16 protein-coding genes and 2 pseudogenes are annotated in these 17,646 nt (G+C 71.7%); 8 read left to right on the top strand and 10 right to left on the bottom strand.

All coding sequences use genetic code 11. The features are described 5' to 3' along the window. Positions 1-104 precede the first annotated feature (104 nt). Positions 105-2,731 (top strand): annotated as a pseudogene (valS, locus tag GKE56_RS02225) (valine--tRNA ligase). Here valS and GKE56_RS02220 read toward each other — a convergent pair. The 3 genes from GKE56_RS02220 to GKE56_RS02210 form a co-directional block, all read right to left on the bottom strand. Then, positions 2,662-3,078, bottom strand: coding sequence for a hypothetical protein (locus GKE56_RS02220; protein WP_230209127.1), 417 nt, complete (start codon positions 3,076-3,078; stop codon positions 2,662-2,664). The pseudogene valS and the gene GKE56_RS02220 sit on opposite strands and share 70 nt — an antisense overlap. Before the next feature lie 360 nt (positions 3,079-3,438). Then, the gene (locus tag GKE56_RS02215; protein WP_195908215.1) at positions 3,439-4,017 is read right to left on the bottom strand and encodes a TIGR03086 family metal-binding protein; all 579 of its coding nucleotides are present in this window, start codon (positions 4,015-4,017) and stop codon (positions 3,439-3,441) included. An 8-nt stretch (positions 4,018-4,025) separates the two neighbouring features. Then, positions 4,026-5,012: a sigma-70 family RNA polymerase sigma factor gene (locus GKE56_RS02210; RefSeq protein ID WP_154683164.1), complete on the bottom strand. Its 987-nt coding sequence runs from the start codon at positions 5,010-5,012 to the stop codon at positions 4,026-4,028. A gap of 221 nt (positions 5,013-5,233) precedes the next feature. Here GKE56_RS02210 and GKE56_RS02205 point away from each other — a divergent pair, with 221 nt between their 5' ends. From GKE56_RS02205 to GKE56_RS02185, 5 genes are all read left to right on the top strand, one after another. Then, positions 5,234-5,926 carry a DUF4129 domain-containing protein gene (locus tag GKE56_RS02205; RefSeq protein ID WP_154683163.1) on the top strand — a complete coding sequence of 231 codons (693 nt, stop codon included), beginning with the start codon at positions 5,234-5,236 and terminating at the stop codon, positions 5,924-5,926. Beyond that, entirely contained in the window at positions 5,923-6,417 is a 495-nt protein-coding gene (locus GKE56_RS02200) for a hypothetical protein (RefSeq protein ID WP_154683162.1), read from the top strand. Before GKE56_RS02205 ends, GKE56_RS02200 begins: the two co-directional genes overlap by 4 nt. Beyond that, on the top strand, positions 6,417-7,412 hold the full coding sequence (locus GKE56_RS02195) for a MoxR family ATPase (protein ID WP_154683161.1): 996 nt from the start codon (positions 6,417-6,419) through the stop codon (positions 7,410-7,412). The genes GKE56_RS02200 and GKE56_RS02195 overlap by 1 nt, the downstream gene beginning before the upstream one ends. Before the next feature lie 357 nt (positions 7,413-7,769). After that, positions 7,770-8,789, top strand: a complete 1,020-nt coding sequence (locus tag GKE56_RS02190; protein ID WP_154683160.1) for a DUF58 domain-containing protein — start codon at positions 7,770-7,772, stop codon at positions 8,787-8,789. A 7-nt stretch (positions 8,790-8,796) separates the two neighbouring features. Then, entirely contained in the window at positions 8,797-9,312 is a 516-nt protein-coding gene (locus tag GKE56_RS02185; protein WP_154683159.1) for a hypothetical protein, read from the top strand. Positions 9,313-9,329: 17 nt separating this feature from the next. Here GKE56_RS02185 and clpX read toward each other — a convergent pair whose 3' ends face one another. The 5 genes and pseudogenes from clpX to GKE56_RS02165 form a co-directional block, all read right to left on the bottom strand. Then, on the bottom strand, positions 9,330-10,604 hold the full coding sequence (gene clpX, locus GKE56_RS02180; RefSeq protein WP_154683158.1) for an ATP-dependent Clp protease ATP-binding subunit ClpX: 1,275 nt from the start codon (positions 10,602-10,604) through the stop codon (positions 9,330-9,332). A gap of 212 nt (positions 10,605-10,816) precedes the next feature. Then, positions 10,817-11,491, bottom strand: coding sequence for an ATP-dependent Clp protease proteolytic subunit (locus tag GKE56_RS02175; protein ID WP_154683157.1), 675 nt, complete (start codon positions 11,489-11,491; stop codon positions 10,817-10,819). Between the two features lie 11 nt (positions 11,492-11,502). Continuing rightward, a complete protein-coding gene (locus tag GKE56_RS02170) occupies positions 11,503-12,156 on the bottom strand; it encodes an ATP-dependent Clp protease proteolytic subunit (protein WP_154683156.1) in 654 nt (217 codons plus the stop codon). Between the two features lie 109 nt (positions 12,157-12,265). Further along, on the bottom strand, positions 12,266-12,535 hold the full coding sequence (locus tag GKE56_RS18050; protein WP_370518505.1) for a hypothetical protein: 270 nt from the start codon (positions 12,533-12,535) through the stop codon (positions 12,266-12,268). Between the two features lie 88 nt (positions 12,536-12,623). Beyond that, positions 12,624-13,436: pseudogene (locus tag GKE56_RS02165) on the bottom strand (MFS transporter); the annotation flags it as partial. Between the two features lie 107 nt (positions 13,437-13,543). Here GKE56_RS02165 and GKE56_RS02160 point away from each other — a divergent pair. Next, complete coding sequence (locus GKE56_RS02160) at positions 13,544-14,617, top strand: LacI family DNA-binding transcriptional regulator (RefSeq protein WP_154683155.1); 1,074 nt, start codon at positions 13,544-13,546, stop codon at positions 14,615-14,617. Here GKE56_RS02160 and GKE56_RS02155 read toward each other — a convergent pair. Together GKE56_RS02155 and tig are read right to left on the bottom strand one after the other, a co-directional pair. After that, positions 14,614-15,111, bottom strand: coding sequence for a hypothetical protein (locus GKE56_RS02155; RefSeq protein ID WP_154683154.1), 498 nt, complete (start codon positions 15,109-15,111; stop codon positions 14,614-14,616). The genes GKE56_RS02160 and GKE56_RS02155 overlap by 4 nt on opposite strands. 146 nt (positions 15,112-15,257) lie before the next feature. Next, a complete protein-coding gene (gene tig / locus GKE56_RS02150) occupies positions 15,258-16,607 on the bottom strand; it encodes a trigger factor (protein ID WP_154683153.1) in 1,350 nt (449 codons plus the stop codon). A 345-nt stretch (positions 16,608-16,952) separates the two neighbouring features. Between tig and GKE56_RS17130 the strand changes: the two genes are divergently transcribed. After that, positions 16,953-17,645 (top strand): hypothetical protein, encoded by a 693-nt coding sequence (locus GKE56_RS17130; protein ID WP_230209126.1) that lies wholly within the window; start codon positions 16,953-16,955, stop codon positions 17,643-17,645. The last annotated feature ends 1 nt before the right edge of the window (position 17,646 follow it).

The following is a 17,646-nucleotide window of genomic DNA, read 5'->3' as shown; positions in this document are numbered from 1 at the left end:
CAGCCTAGGGGGCGATCCTGAACGGACGGCCTGAGCAGATCGCCGAACCGACGGGTGGACAACCGGTTGGAGGGCACCGCTCCCGGGATGGGAAGATTCACGGCATGACCGACGCACCCGCTCGCCCGCGCGCCGCCACGATCCCCGAACGGCCCTCGATCGACGGGCTCGAGGACACCTGGTCGCACGCGTGGCGGGAGCAGGGCACCTACACCTTCGACCGCGCAGCGGCCCGTGAGCGCGGCCGGGAGGCCGTGTTCTCGATTGACACTCCCCCGCCCACGGCCTCGGGGTCGCTGCACATGGGGCACGTCTTCTCCTACACGCACACCGACTGCATGGCGCGCTACAAGCGGATGGCCGGCTTCGAGGTGTTCTACCCGATCGGCTGGGACGACAACGGCCTGCCCACCGAGAAGCGCGTCCAGAACTTCTACGGGGTGCGCGGCGACGCGTCGCTCCCCTACGACCCCAGCTTCCAGCCCCCCATCGGGGCGACGTCAAGAGCCTCAAGGCCGCCGACCAGCAGCCGATCTCCCGCGCGAACTTCATCGAGCTGTGCGACGAGCTGACCGTCGAGGACGAGAAGGCGTTCGAGTCGCTGTTCCGCCGGATGGGCTTCTCGTTCGACTGGGGCATCAGCTACCGCACCATCGACGACCACTCCCGGGCCACCGCCCAGCAGGCCTTCCTGCGCAACCTGGCCCGTGGCGAGGCCTACCAGTCCGAGGCCCCGGGCCTGTGGGACGTCACCTTCCAGACCGCCGTCGCGCAGGCCGAGCTCGAGGCGCGCGACTACCCCGGCGCCTACCACCGGGTCGCCTTCCACCGCCCCGATGGCGGTGAGCCGGTGTTCATCGAGACCACCCGCCCCGAGCTCATCCCGGCCGTGGTGGCGCTCATCGCCCACCCCGACGACGAGCGGTATGCCGCCCTGTTCGGCACGACGGTCCGCTCGCCCCTGTTCGGCGTCGAGATCCCCGTCCTCGCGCACCCGGCCGCCGAGCCCGACAAGGGCGCGGGCATCGCGATGTGCTGCACCTTCGGTGACCTCACCGATGTCCTCTGGTGGCGCGAGCTGCAGCTGCCGGTGCGCTCGGTCATCACCCGCAGCGGCCGCATCCAGGCCGAGGTGCCCGCCTGGATCCACTCCGGGGCCGGGCAGCGCCTCTTCGACCAGGAGCTCGCCGGCAAGACGACCTTCAGTGCCCGCGAGGCGGTGGTGGCCGCCCTGCGGGAGTCCGGCGACCTCGACGGCGAGCCGCAGCCGACCCAGCGCAAGGCCAACTTCTACGAGCGTGGCGAGAAGCCCCTCGAGATCGTCACCTCGCGCCAGTGGTACATCCGCAACGGCGGCCGGGACGCCGACCTCAACGCCGAGCTCATCGAGCGCGGCCGCCAGGTCGAGTTCCACCCGGCGTTCATGCGGTCGCGCTACGAGAACTGGGTCAGCGGGCTCAACGGGGACTGGCTGGTCTCGCGCCAGCGCTTCTTCGGCGTGCCGATCCCCGTCTGGTACCCCCTCGACGACCAGGGCGACCCGGTCTACGACAAGCCCCTGGTGCCCACCGAGGACCAGCTGCCGGTCGACCCCGCCGCCCAGGCACCCGACGGCTACGACGAGTCACAGCGAGGTCAGGCCGGTGGCTTCGTCGGCGACCCCGACATCATGGACACCTGGGCCACCTCGTCCCTCTCGCCCGAGATCGCGGGTGGCTGGCGTGGCGACCCCGAGCTGTTCGACGCCGTGTTCCCGATGGACGTGCGCCCTCAGGGCCACGACATCATCCGCACCTGGCTCTTCTCGACGATCGTGCGGGCGCACTTCGAGTTCGACACCGTGCCGTGGCGGCACGCCGCCCTCTCCGGGTGGATCCTCGACCCCGACCGCAAGAAGATGAGCAAGTCCAAGGGCAACGTCGTCACCCCTGAGGACGTCGTCCGCGAGCACTGTGCCGACGCGGTGCGGTACTGGGCCGCCAGCGGACGCCTCGGCGCGGACGCGGCATACGACACCGGGCAGATGAAGGTCGGGCGCCGGCTGGCCATCAAGATCCTCAACGCCTCCAAGTTCGCTCTCTCCAGCGGCGAGGTCGACGGCGACCTGTCCGCGGCGGTGACCAACCCGCTGGACCGCGCGATGCTCGCGTCGCTCGCCGGGGTGGTCGAGGCGGCCACGGCTGGTTTCGAGGGCTGGGACCACACCCGCTGCCTAGAGGTGACCGAGACCTTCTTCTGGACGTTCTGCGACGACTACCTCGAGCTCGTCAAGGACCGCGCCTACGGTGGCCAGGGCGAGGCGCAGGCCCAGTCCGCCCGCGCCGCGCTGCGGCTGGCCCTGGACGTGCTGCTGCGCCTGTTCGCGCCGCTGCTCCCCTATGTCACCGAAGAGGTCTGGTCGTGGTGGCGAGAGGGCTCGGTCCACCACGCGGCGTGGCCGACGGCTGCGGAGCTCGCGGCGGGCGAGGGAGCCGACGCGGCGCTGCTCGGGGCCGTCGGCGAGGCCCTCGCCGGGGTGCGCAAGACCAAGTCCGAGGCCAAGGTCGGCATGCGTGCCGAGGTCGCGGCGGTCGTGTTGGCTGGTCCGGCCGCATGGACCGAACGCGTCCGGGTGGCCGAGGCCGACCTGCGCGCGACCGGCCGCATCACCGGCACGGTGACCTACGCCGAGGCCGAGACCCCCGAGGTGCGTGACGCCGAGCTCATCCCCGTCGAGAAGCCGAAGGCCTGAACCCGGCGGGCCCCGTCGGGCTGCACGGTCAGCCAGGGTACGTCCCAGCCCGCGATCCGCAGCTCCCGGCTGGCGAAGTGGCCCTGGTCCAGCCGGGTGACGTGGCCGGTCGCGGGGTCGTAGACGTCGAGGACACGGTCCCCGTCGCCCGGCAGCACGAGGGTGACGTGGCGCGGCAGCACAGCGTTGCCCAGGTAGAGCAGCGCCGGCTCGCCGTCACCGACGACGTCGAGCAGGTGGGCGTAGGCCGCGCGCAGGCCGCCCTTGGTGAGCTGGCGCACCAGGCGCAGCTCGTACTGCGTGCCCCGGCGGGAGGCCCCGAACTCGAGCTCCTTGCGGGCCCCCACGGTGGCGTGCCCAGGGCGCGTGGCCAGGGCACGTTGAGGCGCCCGCCGCCGGCATACAGCCGGTTCGTCCGACGCATCACGACGCGTTCGTATGCCGCGAACCGCTCCTGCTCGGTCGCCCCCGCAGGAGCGTCGAGGCGCGGCCCCTCGCCCCGGGTGATCCACCGGGCGAAGGCGGGGTTGACGAGCATCCGCGCCACGGTGAGGCAGGCCGAACCGCAGGTCACCGGGCTCTGCTGGACGGGCCCGATGTCGCCATTGGCCAGCCGGAACCCGTACGTCATGCAGCCATCCTGTCCGTTGGCCCGACCAGCGTCCACCGGTCGACCGCACGGACGGGTGTGATCCGGGCGACGGGTCTCAACCGTGCCGTCCGGCGTGGGCCAGCAGGCGGTCGGCCGGGCCGGCGCCCGCCTGCACCGTGAGGGCCGATGCGAAACGGCGTGGGCGGTCGGCCGCGGTGATGTGCCGGCGAGCCACCGGCCAGAGGTCGGCGGCCAACCCCGGGGGAATCGGCCTTCGCGACCCGAGCGCCTGACCGACGTCCCACGCATGGAGGGTGATCTCCAGCGCACCCACGGCGCCGACGACCTCGCGCGGAAGGTGCCGCAGTCCCATGGCGACGCCCCCGCCGCGTGGAGGGTGCCAGTGACCGAGCAGGCCCCGGGTGCGCTGGCCGATGCTCTCGACCAAGTCGAGGCCGGCCACCGGCGCCAGGGTCGGCACGAGCGTGAGGCTCGACGTCTGGGCGGCCTCACCCATCGCGGCCAGCGAGTCGTCGAGGTGCCACAGCAGCTCACCCAGCCGCCATCGGGTGCATGGGGTAGGTCGTTCGAGGTCGTCGGCGGTGACCAGCCGGAGGTTTGACTGGGCATAGGCGACGGCCCGCTCGAGCAGCTCCACCGCGCCCGGCGGCGCGCAGTCCGGCACGGAGGGCACCGGTGGCCTCACGCAGGCACGCGGTGGTCCGCCGGGAGCGCGACGGGAAGGCCGAAGGTGGCGAACAGCGCCGGCTCGAAGAACGCGGCGACGTGACAGACCCGGCCGCCGGCGAGCGTGAGCACCTGGAGCTGGAACGGCGCGAAGCTGCCGTCCGGTTGGCGCAGGTAGAGGCCGAACGCCGGCTGGCCGTTGGCCCCGGTGGCCACCATCGGCATCTCATGGACCCCGCCCGGGCACTGGGTGTCGATGAGGCGACCGATGTCCGCGGCGCCGCGGTACCAGCCGGTGTAGGGCGGCATCTCCCAGACCGCGTCATGGGTGAGCATGCCGACGATGGCGTCGATGTCCTTGTCCCAGAACGCCTGGACGTAGCGGTCGAGCATCGCCTGCTGCTCTGGGTCCAGGGCGGTGTCGACGGTGTCCTGGGTCAGCTCGGCCTTGGCCAGCTGGGCGTGGGCCCGTTGCAGGGCGCTGTTGACCGCCGGCTCGGTGGTCTCGAGGGCGGCCGCCACCTCGGAGGCCCGCCAGCGCAGCACGTCGCGCAGGATCAGCACCGCCCGCTGCCGGGCCGGCAGGTGCTGCAGTGCGGCGACGAAGGCCAGCCGGATGCTGTCTCGCTCGGCGACGATGGTCGCCGGGTCGGACGTCGCGCCGGCGACCAGGGGGTCGGGGGCGGGCTCCAGCCAGGGGACCTCGGTCGACTGCGCCAGGACATCACCCGGGTCCGCGGCAGGCGCGCCGAGACCGGTGGGCAGTGGGCGCCGTGCCTTGCCCTCCAGCGAGGTCAGGCACACGTTGGTGGCGATCCGGTAGAGCCAGGTGCGCACCGACGAACGGCCCTCGAACGCGGCATAACCCCGCCAGGCCCTCAGGTAGGTCTCCTGGACGAGGTCCTCGGCGTCGTGGATCGAACCGGTCATGCGGTAGCAGTGCGCCGTGAGCTCGCGGCGGTAGGTGTCGGTCAGCGCCGGGAACTCAGCCACCTCGGTCATCGCGCCCTCCTTCGGTCCAAGAGTAGGCACAGAGCAGGCACCTCCCCGCCCGATCAGGACAGACTCGGCCCAGCCGCGGAACTCATCGACACGCCATCATCGCGGGCGGGTCACGAAGTTCGCCCGTTTTCTCGGGAGCCGCAGCGGGCTGGGGCCGGCGCGGCATAGGGTCGTGGACCGTGACGGGAGGAAGGGCAGCACCTCGGTCCAGCGGCCGGTCGATGGTGGCCGGGTCTGCGATCGTCCTGCTGCTCGCCGCCTGGGTCTGCGCCGCCGGACCGGTCGGCATCTTCGCCCGACAGGCCCTGAGCCGCCACCCGAGCAGCGCTCCGGGCGAGGTCTACGGCGCGGGGTCGGTGAAGGGCACCCGAAACCTCGGTGGTCAGCCCGTCGAGGCGCGGGTGTCCGATCCCCTGCTGGTGAGCATCATCAATGGCGCGATGGAGGTCCTCCTCGTGCTGGTCGCCCTGGCCGTCCTCGTGGCGGTGGCCCGAGCTGTCGCGAACCGGTGGGGCGGTCGAGCGCAGGCCGTCGGCAGCGACGTGGGCACGGCGATGCTCCCGGACGTGCTGCTCGGCCTCACGCGCGAGAGCGAGGAGCTGCTGGCCCACGGCACCCCCGCGAACGCGGTCGTCGCCGCCTGGGTCTCGCTGGAGGATGCCGTGAAGAGGGCCGGCGTGCACGACGACCGGGCGCGCACGTCCGCCGAGCTGGTCACGGCGGTGCTGCGCAGCTGTGCCGTCGCCGCCGAGCCGCTCGACCGGCTGGCGGCCCTCTACCGCGAGGCGCGGTTCTCCCGGCACGAGATCGGCGAGGATCTGCGCACGGCCGCCCGTGACGCCCTGCAGCAGGTGCAGACGGACCTCGTCCGCGCGGGCGCCGCGCGCGGCGCCGACGTCCGGAGCGCCCGGTGATCGCCCGGCTCCAACGGCTGGCGCCCGGCCAGCAGGTCATGGCGGCCCTGACCGTCGCCGTCGCGGTCGGCGCGGTCGCGGTGACGGTGCCCGCGCTCCACGACGTGGGGCTCCTGTTCGCCAGCGCGGGCCTGGTCGCCGCCGTCGCCGTCCTCGCCGCCTCGCTCTGGCAGCACCAGCACGCCACCGAGTGGTCCGACCCGACTGCCGAACCGCGGACGCCGCGCGGGGCCGATGCCCGGATCGCGGGCCTGGCCCAGCGCATCGACGCCGCTGTCGGCGGCGACGACACGGCGGGCCGACGCGTGCACGAGACGCTCGCAGGCCTGGCCCGCGAACGCCTGCGAGACCGCCGCGGCCTGGTTCTCGGCGACCCCGGCGCCGGAGCGGCCCTCGGTGCCGATCTGGCGGCATACCTCACCGATCCCGCGACGACCCGGCTGACCGCCGACCGGCTCGCGACGTTCATCACCACCCTGGAGGAGCTGTAGTGACCCAGACCAACCTGAGCCTCGACCTCGTCACCGACCGCGCGTCGGCGATCCTGGGCGAGGTCGAGCGCGCCGTCGTGGGCAAGCGCCACAGCCTCGAGCTCGTGCTCTGCGGTGTGCTCGCCGGTGGCCACGTGCTCATGGAGGACTTCCCCGGGCTTGGCAAGACCCTGGCGGCGCGCTCGTTCGCCCAGGCCCTCGGGCTGGACTTCGCCCGCGCCCAGTTCACCCCCGACCTGCTGCCGAGCGACCTCACCGGCTCGTTCCTCTACGACCAGCGCAACCACGAGTTCACCTTCCGCAAGGGACCGCTGTTCACCGGGCTGCTCCTGGCCGACGAGATCAACCGCACGCCGCCCAAGACCCAGTCGGCCCTGCTCGAGGCGATGCAGGAGGGGCAGGCGACGGTCGAGGGTGAGACCTTCGTGCTGCCCAAGCCCTTCCACGTGCTCGCCACCGCCAACCCGGTCGAGTACGAGGGCACCTACCCCCTGCCCGAGGCCCAGCTCGACCGGTTCCTGCTGCGGGTCAGCTTCGGCTACCCGACCGCCCAGGAGGAGTGGGAGGTGCTCGAGCGCCGGATGGACCGCGGTCAGGAGGCGCAGGAGGTCGACCGCGTGACCGATGCGGCGGGACTGCTGGAGATGCAGCGAGCCGTGGAGACCGTGACCGTCGACCAGAGCGTCGGTCAGTACTGCGTGCGCCTCGTCGCGGAGACGCGGCGTCATCAGAGCTTGCTCATGGGTGCCTCCCCTCGCGGCTCGCTGGCGCTGCTCCTCACCGCCCGCGCGTATGCCGTGGTGCACGGCCGCGACTACGTCACCCCCGAGGACGTCAAGGCCGTCGCCCACGCGGCCCTCGACCACCGGGTGACGGTGCGCCCCGAGCTGTGGATGAACGATGTCTCGGCGGCCAGCGTCGTCGACAGCATCCTCACCTCGGTGGCCGCGCCTGGGGCGGTCGACACCGGCCGGACCGGCTTCGAACGCCCGTGACGACGCCGGACGACCAGACCGCCCCACCGGGAGCCCGACTGGCCGCCCGGTGGCGGGTGACCCGAGCCCAGGTGCGGGCGCTGCTGCTGGGTCTGGTCCTGGTGGGCGCTGCCGTCCTCCTGCGACGACCCGACGCGCTCGTCCTCGGAGCGCCCCTGCTCATCGTGGCCCTGTGGGCGACCGTCACCCGGCCGACTGTCGTGCCCGTCGTCCACGCCGGGCCACGGCACCCCGTGCTCCGGGAGGGCCAGGCCACCGCGTGGACGACCACCGTCAAGCCCGTCCCCGGCGCGGGAGGAGCTGGCCGTCCACCTGCTCGCCACGCCCTACACCCGGTACACCCCGGCATACCGGGCGGTGAGCGTGGCCCTCACCCGCGCGGCGCCGACGACGCGGGTCGACGTGGTGTGCCAGAGCATGCGGTGGGGGAACCGGCCGCTGGGTCCGGCCACGGTGGCCCTGACGGGGGCGTTCGGGGCGTACGCGTGGGAGCCGGAGCTGGTGCGGGCGGCACCGCTGCCCACGGTGCCGTTGCCGGACACGTTCTCGGCGCGGGTTCCCGTCCCCAGGCCGGACGGGCTCGTCGGTCGGAGCAGGTCGGCGCACCACGGTGACGGCGGCGAGCTGGCGCAGATTCGCCCGTTCCGGTACGGCGACCGGCTGCGGCGGGTGCACTGGCCGGTGTCGGTGCGCACGGGCGAGCTGCACGTCACCGCCACGCACGCCGACCAGGACACCGAGATCCTGCTGCTCCTCGACGCCACCCACGACCTCGGTGCCAGCGAGGGCATCGGCGGCGCCAGCAGCAGCCTCGACAACGCGGTGCGCGCCGCCGGAGCGCTCGCCGAGCACTACCTGCGAACGGGTGACCGGGTCGGCCTGCTGGTCCTGGGCGCGCGGGACCTGCCGCGCGTCACCGCTGCCGCCGGGAGCGGTCACCTGAGGCGGCTGCTCGACGTCCTGGCGCGGGTGCAGGTGGCTGACAGCACGGTGAGCGACGAGAAGCGGCTGCGCTCGCAGCTGCGCCACCCGGTCGGGGCGGGGACGCTGGCCGTCGTGCTGACCCCCGCCATCTCGCCCGAGGTCCTCGCACACGCCGTGTCACTGTCTCGCCGCGGCATCTCGGTGGTGGCGGTCGACACCCTCCCCCGTCGCTCGCCGCGCGCACCCTCGCCCCCGAGCGACTCGCCGAGCTGGTGGGGTCCGGCCGACCCCAAGCCGCCGGGCTCGCGTGGCGGATCCGCCTCATGGAGCGCGAACGCGAGATGCTCCGCGCCCGCGAGGCCGGGGTCCCCATCGTGCCCTGGGCCGGACCGGGCACCCTCGACCTGGTGCTGCGCGACCTCGGCCGCCGGTCGCGGGCTCCGCGAGTGGTGAGCCGCTGATGGCCCGCTCGCACGCGCTCGTCCGGGCCGCACTCGCGCTGGCGTCGCTGGCCCTGCTGGGGCTGACCGTCGCGGCTGCCACCTCGCCGGTGTGGCTGGTGGTCGCCGTGCTGGTGGGCCTCACCGGGTATGCCGTGGTCCGCCCCGGCTCGCACGCCGTCACGGTCCTGCTCGCCGGTCACGCGCTCCACTGGATGGTGGTCGTGCCCCTGCCTGGGGGTATGGGGCGGTGGCTGGCCCTGCTGGGCGGCGCCTGGCTGGGCCTGGCTCTGCACCTCACCGCCGCGCTGGCGGCCACCCTGCCCGCCGCGGCGCCCGTGCCCGCCGCCACCCTGGCGCGGTGGGCCCGGCGCGGGCTCACGGTGGCGCTGCTGGTCGTGCCCCTCTGGGCGCTGGCCGCCGTGGCTGGCCTCCAGCACGTCGCGGGCCAGCTACCCCTGACGTATGCCGCGATCGCCGGGGTCGGCTTGCTGGCCCTGTCGGTGTGGCTGGTGTCGCGCGACCCGCGGAGCTGACCGGCGACCGTCGCAGGTCAGGCGGAGCGCTTGCGAGCCCGCTTGGGCTCCTCGTCGCGCCGCACGATCGTCGGCAGGACGTTGTCGAGGACGACCTCGCGGGTGACGACGACCCGGGAGATGCCGTCGTCGCTGGGGACGTCGAACATCACCGGCATGAGCACCTCCTCCATGATCGCGCGCAGGCCACGTGCACCCGTGCCGCGGGCGAGAGCCTGCTCGGCGATGGCGTCGAGCGCCTCGTCGGTGAACTCCAGCTCCACGCCGTCGATGTCGAACATCTTCTTGTACTGCTTCACGAGCGCGTTGCGCGGCTCGGTGAGGATGGTGACGAGGGAGTCGCGGTCGAGCGGGCTCACCGTGGTGATGACCGGCAGGCGACCGATGAACTCGGGAATCAGCCCGAACTTCATGAGGTCCTCGGGCATGACCTCGCCGATGGACTGCCCGAGGTCCTTGGGCGTGTGCAGCTCGGAGCCGAAGCCCAGGCCCTTCTTGCCGCTGCGGGACTCGATGAGCTTCTCCAGCCCGGCGAACGCCCCACCGACGATGAACAACACGTTCGTCGTGTCGATCTGGATGAACTCCTGGTGCGGGTGCTTGCGCCCGCCCTGGGGCGGCACGCTGGCCGTGGTGCCCTCGAGGATCTTGAGCAGGGCCTGCTGGACGCCCTCACCGGAGACGTCGCGGGTGATCGAGGGGTTCTCGCTCTTGCGGGCGATCTTGTCGACCTCGTCGATGTAGATGATGCCGGTCTCGGCCTTCTTGACGTCGTAGTCGGCGGCCTGGATCAGCTTGAGCAGGATGTTCTCGACGTCCTCGCCGACGTACCCCGCCTCGGTGAGCGCGGTCGCGTCGGCGATGGCGAACGGCACGTTGAGCATGCGGGCCAGGGTCTGCGCGAGGTAGGTCTTGCCGCAGCCGGTGGGACCGATCAGCAGGATGTTGGACTTGGCGATGTCGACCGACTCGACGTCCTTCTTCGCGCCCGCCTCACCAGCCTGGATGCGCTTGTAGTGGTTGTAGACCGCCACGGCCAACGACCGCTTGGCGGCATCCTGGCCGACCACGTAGTTCTCGAGGAAGTCGAAGATCTCGCGCGGCTTGGGCAGCTCGTCGAGCCCGAGCTCGGAGGACTCGGCCAGCTCCTCCTCGATGATCTCGTTGCACAGGTCGATGCACTCGTCGCAGATGTAGACGCCGGGGCCGGCGATGAGCTTCTTGACCTGCTTCTGGCTCTTGCCACAGAACGAGCACTTCAGCAGGTCGCCGCTCTCTCCCATGCGTGCCACGCGCCGACCTCCGAACCTTGGGTGTGAAAACCACGTCCGCCCGACGGTACCGGCCGGACCCTTCCATTCTCTCCATTGAATCGCCCGCGTCGCGCCGAGTTGGCCCATGTCCGCTCAGGGCGGACACGGCCGCGCGCCGCCCGGACGGCGGTATGCCGCCCGCTCACGGGGAGCGGGCGGCATACCAAAGGGGGTGCGGCGGTGACCCGGGATCAGACCTCGTTGGAAGCCTTGCGGGAGGCGAGGACCTCGTCGATGAGGCCGTACTCCTTGGCCTCGGCAGCCGAGAGGATCTTGTCGCGCTCGATGTCGTTGCGGACCTGCTCGGGGGTGCGGCCCGAGTGCTCTGCCCAGGTCTCCTCCAGCCACGTGCGCATGCGCAGGACCTCGTTGGCCTGGATCTCGATGTCGGACGCCTGGCCGTAGTCGCCACCGGCCAGCGCCGGCTGGTGGATGAGGATGCGGGCGTTGGGCAGGGCGAACCGCTTGCCCTTGGCACCGGCCGACAGCAGCACCGCAGCCGCCGAGGCGGCCTGGCCGACCACGAAGGTCTGCACGTCGGGGCGGATGTACTGCATCGTGTCGTAGATGGCCGTCATCGCCGTGAACGTACCGCCGGGGCTGTTGATGTACATGAGGATGTCGCGATCGGGGTCCTGGGACTCCAGCACGATCAGCTGGGCGATGACGTCGTCGGCCGACGCGTCGTCGATCTGGACGCCGAGGAAGATGATGCGGTCCTCGAACAGCTTGGTGTAGGGGTCGAGCCGCTTCATGCCGTAGGAGGTGCGCTCCTCGAACTGCGGCAGGATGTACCGGCTGCTCGGGCTGTGGCTCGGCGGCACCTGCAGCCTGCCGTGCATGCTGGGGTTGATGTTGGCGTTCATCTGGTGGTCCCTCACTTGTCCCCGGTGACCGGGTTGTCGTCGTTGCCACTGCGACCGCCAGCCTGCGCAGCGCTGCTGAACACGTGGTCCACGAAGCCGTAGTCCCTGGCCTCCTCGGCGCTGAACCAGCGGTCGCGGTCGGAGTCCTTCTCGATCTGCTCGAGCGGCTGACCCGTGTGCTGGGCGATCAGCTCGGCCATCTGCTTCTTCACGAAGAGCATCTGCTCGGCCTGGATCTTGATGTCCGAGGCCGTGCCGCCGATGCCGCCCGACGGCTGGTGCATCATCACCCGGGCGTGGGGCGTGGCGTAGCGCTTGCCGTGGGTGCCCGCCGAGAGCAGGAACTGGCCCATCGAGGCCGCCATGCCCATCGCCACCGTGGCGACGTCGTTGGGGATCCACTTCATCGTGTCGTAGATCGCCATGCCAGCGGAGATCGACCCGCCGGGGCTGTTGATGTACAGCCAGATGTCCTTGCCCGGGTCCTCGGCCGCGAGCAGCAGCAGCTGCGCGCAGATGGCGTTCGCGTTGTCGTCGCGGACGTCCGAGCCCAGGAAGATGATCCGCTCCTTGAGCAGACGGTTGTAGATGTGGTCGTCGAGACCACCCTGCGGCCGATCGTCTGCAGCGACGATCTCTGAACCCGTCTGAGGGTTGCTCGCCATGTCTTCTCCATCGTCTTCGTCATCGGGGTGTGCCTGTCAGTGACCCTAACGCGGAGGTGTGCGGCCACAGTCCCCGAATACCGCCGTGTTCGCCCTGAGCGCACCGCGCTCAGGGCGAACGTTGTTCGCGGGTGGCCGGGATGACGAGCATGGCCAGGCCCACCATGACCGTGACCGCCAGGAGCGCACGCAGCACGGTGAAGTGGTCGCCCAGGAAGCCGAGCAGCGGCGGGCCGGCGATGAAGGCGGTGTAGCCGATCGTGGCGACCACCGACATGCGGGCCGCGGCACGCGCGGGGTCGTCCGCCGAGGCGCTCATGCCGACGGGGAAGCCCAGCGAGGCCCCGATCCCCCAGATGGCGGTGCCGAGGTACGCCACGGGCGCACTGCCGAAGATGACCAGCAGGGGAGCCGGCTGCGGCGAGCGCAAAAGTGGCCCGCAGGACCGGGACCCGGCCGTAGCGGTCGAGCAGTCTCGTGCCCCCGAGGCGCCCCACGGTCATGAAGGACAGGAACGAGGCGAAGGCCAGAACTCCCGCCCAAGCCGGCAGGCGATGGCCCTCGACGAACCCGACGGCGATCCAGTCGTTGGCGGTGCCCTCGGTGAACGCGGCGGCGAGCACGACGAGTCCGATCAGCAGCGTGCGGGGCTCGAGCCACGCCGACCGAGGGGCAGTCGGGCGTGCGCCACCGTCGTTGGTCTCATGGGTGACCACCTCGACCTCGCGGGACAGGAACGCACGCAGCGCCCAGACCCCGACGAACGCGGAGAGGACGACGGCGACCACGAAGTGCACCAGCAACGGCACCCGCCCCCACGACATGCCCGCGCCGACCAGCGCAGCGAGCACCGTGCCGCCGGAGAACGCCGCGTGGAAGTGCGGCATGACGGTCTTGCCCAGCAGCCGCTCGACCGCCGCCCCCTCGAGGTTCATGGCGACGTCCCAGACGCCGGCGCCCATGCCGACGAAGAACAGGCCGACCGCCATGAGCAGCCGTGACTGCGCCAGGTCCACCGCCGCCCCCACGACGACCAGCCCGGCGAACGAGGCGGCCATGCCGACCTGGATCGTGCGGACGGCCCCGATCCGGTCGGCGATCCGGCCGGCGGAGGGCAGGGCCGTCAGCGAGCCGGCGGAGGCAGCGAGCAGGGTCAGCCCCAGCTCTCCCGCGGTGAGGCCGAGTGCCGCCTTGCTGTCGGCGATGCGCGAGGCGAACGAGGCGATCGTCGTGCCACTGAGGGCGAAGATGATCAAGACGGCGTTGCGGGCGGCCAGCACGCGAGCGGGTGCTGGGGTGAGGGTCTGGGCCACGTGCGGAGCTCTCTGGGGTGCGGTTCAGGTCAGTCGAATCGTTTCGATCGAATCGATTCGATAGTGTGTCCTCCATGACCGGCCCACGTCAACCTCGCCCCACCCTGCGCGAGGTCGCCGACGCGGCCGGCGTCTCCACGTCGACGGCCTCGCTCGCGTTCAGCGGCAAGGGCCCGGTGGCCGTCGAGACCGCCCAGCGGGTGCACGCGGCTGCCGCGCGCCTCGGGTATGCCGGGCCGGACCCCCTGGCGTCCTCCCTGCGGCACGGCCGCTCCGGCGTGGTGGGGGTCGTCGTCGAGGGCAGGTTGCTGCACGCGTTCCGCGACCCGTTCGCGGTGAGCGTGCTCGACGGCCTGTCGCAGGTGCTCGACGAGATCCCGGCCGGCATGCTGCTCATCGCCCAGCCTGCGGGCGAGCCGGAACGGGCGATCACCCAGCTGTCCTCGACGGCGCTGGACGCCGTGGTCTTCTCGTTGTGCGGCCCGGACACCAACCCGGCGGTCGACCACCTGGCGGCCCGCGGCATACCGATGCTCGGCGACGGGTCGCCCGCGGACCCCAGGGTCGTGAACCTCACCCTCGACAACCGCGGCGCGAGCGCCGCCGTGAGCCGACACCTGCGCGACCTGGGGCACACCCGGGTCGCCCATCTCATGATGCCCCTGGCGCCCGACAGCGCGACGGGCCCCGCGAGCCGGGCCGACCTGGCGTCATCGGTCTTCGTCGACGCGCGCGACCGCGCCGAGGGCTTCCTCGAGGTCTTCCCGGACCACGGCGGCCTGGCCCAGACCTCGCTGCCCGACGTCGAGCAGGGATCCGCGGCCGCCCGTCAGCTGCTCGACCGTCCGGCCGGCGAGCGGCCGACCGCCATCGTCGCGCAGTCCGACCTGCTCGCGATGGGGGTGGTGCGGGCGGCCGAGGACCTCGGGCTGTCGGTCCCCCGCGACCTCAGCGTCACCGGCTTCGACGGGGTGGAGCTCCCGTGGTTCGCCGGCACGCTGACGACCGTCGACCAGCACGGGCTGGCCAAGGGGCGGCGGCTCGGTGAGCTCTTGCGCCAGCTGCTCGACGGGGAGCGACCCGCCAACCAGGTGCAGGCCACGGACCTGCGGATCGGCACGACCACCGCGCCCCCGGCGGGACGCTAGGACTGCACCTCGGCGACGACGCGCAGCGGGGGCCGCTGGGCAGGCTGGTCGGCATGCTCGGCATCGTGGCCATCGCGGACATCGTCGGCGCCGTCGGTCTCGGATGGCACCCAGCCCAGCGGGGGCTCGGCCACCAGGTGGACCGTGACGTAGTGGCCGCTGGCGTCGACCGTCACGGCGCCCTCGAACTCCATGAGGCTCTCGGTGCAGCCGAGCGAGTGCGACTCCCAGGCCAAGGTCTGCGTGACGGCGCGCCACAGGCGTTCGACGCCCAGACCGGCCTCCCACGGCAGGACCTTCTCCGCGCAGCGGCACAACCCGATGACCAGCTGGTCCACGTCGTCCGTACGGCCGAGCTCGACCTGGTCGAACAGTCCGCTGGCGGTGAGCGCGTCGTGGAGCGCGAGCTGCACGCGCGCTGCGTGGGAGTCGTCCGCGGGGTGCGCGTTGTCCTGCACCGCGAGGCGCACCTTGTGGAAGTTGGCCAGGTCCATGGCTCATCGTCGCCAGCCGGGGCGCGCGGCGCGTCGTACAAACGCCGTATGCCGCGCGCCCAAGAGCCGGGGGGTGGGTGCGCGGCATACGGTTTGCCTGCAGTTGCCTCGCGCGGAGGCGAGGGGTCAGGCGTGGTCAGGCGTGGTCAGGCGTGGTCGTGACCCTCATGGTCGTGGCCCTCGTGGTCGTGACCCTCGTGGTCGCCCTCGAACAGCTGCGACGCCACGTCCGTGGCCGTGACCTCGTTGAGGTCGATGACCTGGCCCGCGGTGTCGACGACGGTGGCCCGCTCGAGCACAGCGGCGAGCGCCTTGCGGCGCGCGACCTCGGCGACCATCGCGGGGATCTGGCCCTGCTGGTCGATCGCCTGCGCGAACTGGTTGGGGTCCATGCCGTACTGCTGGGCGGACATCACGAGGTACTCGATGAGCTCGGGCTGCTCGACCTTGACCTCTTCCTTCTCGGCGATCGCGTCGAGCAGGAACTGTGCCCGCAGCGCCTTGCGCGTGTTGGTGTCGACCTCGGCACGGTGCTCGGCGTCCTCGAGGCGGTCCTCGCCCTCGAGGTGGGCGTTGACCTCGGCCTCGACGATGCCGTCCGGCACCGGGATCTCGACGGTCTCGAGCAGCTGCTCGAGCACCTTGTCGCGAGCCTGCACACCCTGCTCGAACTTCTTGGCGCGCTCGGCCTGCTTCGTGAGGTCGGCGCGGAGCTCCTCGAGGGTGTCGAACTCGGACGCCAGCTGGGCGAAGTCGTCGTCAAGCGCCGGCAGCTCGCGCACCTTGACCGACTGCACGGTGACCGTGACCTCGGAGTCCTCACCCTCGCGGTCACCACCGGCAAGCGGCGCGGTGAAGGTCTTGGTGTCGCCCGCAGCCATGCCGACCAGCGCGTCGTCGAGGCCGTCGAGCATGTTCTCGGAACCGACCTCGTAGGAGACGCCCTTGACGGCGTCGATCTCCTCGTCGCCGATCTTGGCGTCGAGGTCGACCGACACGAAGTCACCGGTCTCGACGGTGCGCTCGACGCCCTTGAGGGTGCCGAACCGCTCCTGCAGCGAGGTGAGGCGCTCCTGGACGTCCTCCTCGGACGCCTTCGCCTCGTCGACCTCCACGGTGATCCCGGCGTAGTCGGGCAGGGTCACCTCGGGGCGCACGTCGACCTCGACGGTGAACTTGAGGTCGTCGCCGTCCTTGGCGGGCACCTCGGTCACGTCGACCTCGGGCTGGCCGATCGGGCGGACCTTGTTCTCCTCCACGGCCTGGCCGTAGAACTGCGGGAGCGCCTCGTTGACGGCCTCCTGCAGCACCGCGCCCCGGCCGACCCGCTGGTCGATGATCCGGCTGGGGACCTTGCCCTTGCGGAAACCGGGGACCTGGATCTGGGAGCCGATGGTCGCGTACGCCGCGTCGAGGCTCGGCTTGAGCTCCTCGAAGGGGACCTCGACGGTCAGCTTGACCCGGGTCGGGTTGAGGGTCTCGACGGCACTCTTCACTGCGCAGTACTCCAGAATCGTGGGGCAATGGGAAAGGCCCGCGCGCCGGTGGTGAAGGGCGCGACCGGGCCAAAACCTCATCGTAGCCGCTGCCGGGCCACGCACCGAACCGGCCACCACCGACGGGCGGTCGACGTCGCCCGTCGGACGCGCGGCATACCCGGGCAGCCGACGGCAATGACAGATGTCATGACTTTTGGTCACCACTGCGTATGCCGTTGGCCAATTGTTGGCGCGGACCGCGCCAAATCGACCCAAACCTCTTGTCCTCGCCCCACCCTGAGGTGAGGCTCCGCAAAGACCGACATATCGCCGGCCGGCTCCCCATCCCACAGGAGATCCTTGATGCGAACCCCCATCCTGTCCGTCGCCCTTGCCGCCACGGCAACGCTCGGACTCGCCACCGCCACGGTCACCTCCGCGACGGCTCTCCCTGCCCGCGCCCACGCCGCGCGGGTCTGCAGTGTCCCCAGCTCGCCCACCGTCGCCGCGTGCAGTGCGCTCAAGCTCGTGGACGACTCCGGACAGGCGGTCAGCCCGTCGGGCCGACGCGTCACGCCTGCGGCCATCTCGGGCAAGACGCCTACCGACATCCAGAGCGCCTACAAGCTCGCCGGGCTGTCGTCCGGGGGCCGGACGGTGGCCATCGTCGATGCCTACGGCTACGCGAAGGCCGAGCAGGACCTCGGTACCTACCGCGCCCAGTGGGGCCTGCCGGCCTGCACCACGGCCAACGGCTGCCTGAAGATCATGGACGAGAACGGCGGGACCAAGCTGCCTCGCTATAACAACGGGTGGGCCCAGGAGCAGGCGCTCGACCTCGACGCCGTCTCGGCCGCGTGCCCCAGCTGCAAGATCGTCCTCGTCCAGGCGGCCTCGGCGAGCCTGGTCGACCTCGGCACCGCCGTCGCCACCGCGGCGAAGCAGCCTGGCGTCGCCGCGATCTCCAACAAGCTACGGCGGCGGCGACCTGTCCGACGCCAGTTATGGCAGCTACTACAACCACCCCGGCATCGCCGTCACCGCGTCGACCGGTGAC

This window comes from Nostocoides sp. HKS02 (assembly GCF_009707485.1).
Taxonomy (GTDB): domain Bacteria; phylum Actinomycetota; class Actinomycetes; order Actinomycetales; family Dermatophilaceae; genus Pedococcus.
This window is presented reverse-complemented; position numbering and strand designations above follow the sequence as displayed.

What these genes read in the sequence shown, in the direction of transcription:
- GKE56_RS02210 (WP_154683164.1), bottom strand. Translation starts at nt 5,012, where the DNA reads ATGACCGAGGTGGCTGAGTTCCCGGCGCTGACCGACACCTACCGCCGC.
- GKE56_RS02205 (WP_154683163.1), top strand. Translation starts at nt 5,234, where the DNA reads ATGGTGGCCGGGTCTGCGATCGTCCTGCTGCTCGCCGCCTGGGTCTGC.
- GKE56_RS02185 (WP_154683159.1), top strand. Translation starts at nt 8,797, where the DNA reads ATGGCCCGCTCGCACGCGCTCGTCCGGGCCGCACTCGCGCTGGCGTCG.
- GKE56_RS02175 (WP_154683157.1), bottom strand. Translation starts at nt 11,491, where the DNA reads ATGAACGCCAACATCAACCCCAGCATGCACGGCAGGCTGCAGGTGCCG.
- GKE56_RS02170 (WP_154683156.1), bottom strand. Translation starts at nt 12,156, where the DNA reads ATGGCGAGCAACCCTCAGACGGGTTCAGAGATCGTCGCTGCAGACGAT.
- GKE56_RS02160 (WP_154683155.1), top strand. Translation starts at nt 13,544, where the DNA reads ATGACCGGCCCACGTCAACCTCGCCCCACCCTGCGCGAGGTCGCCGAC.
- GKE56_RS02155 (WP_154683154.1), bottom strand. Translation starts at nt 15,111, where the DNA reads ATGGACCTGGCCAACTTCCACAAGGTGCGCCTCGCGGTGCAGGACAAC.
- GKE56_RS17130 (WP_230209126.1), top strand. Translation starts at nt 16,953, where the DNA reads ATGCGAACCCCCATCCTGTCCGTCGCCCTTGCCGCCACGGCAACGCTC.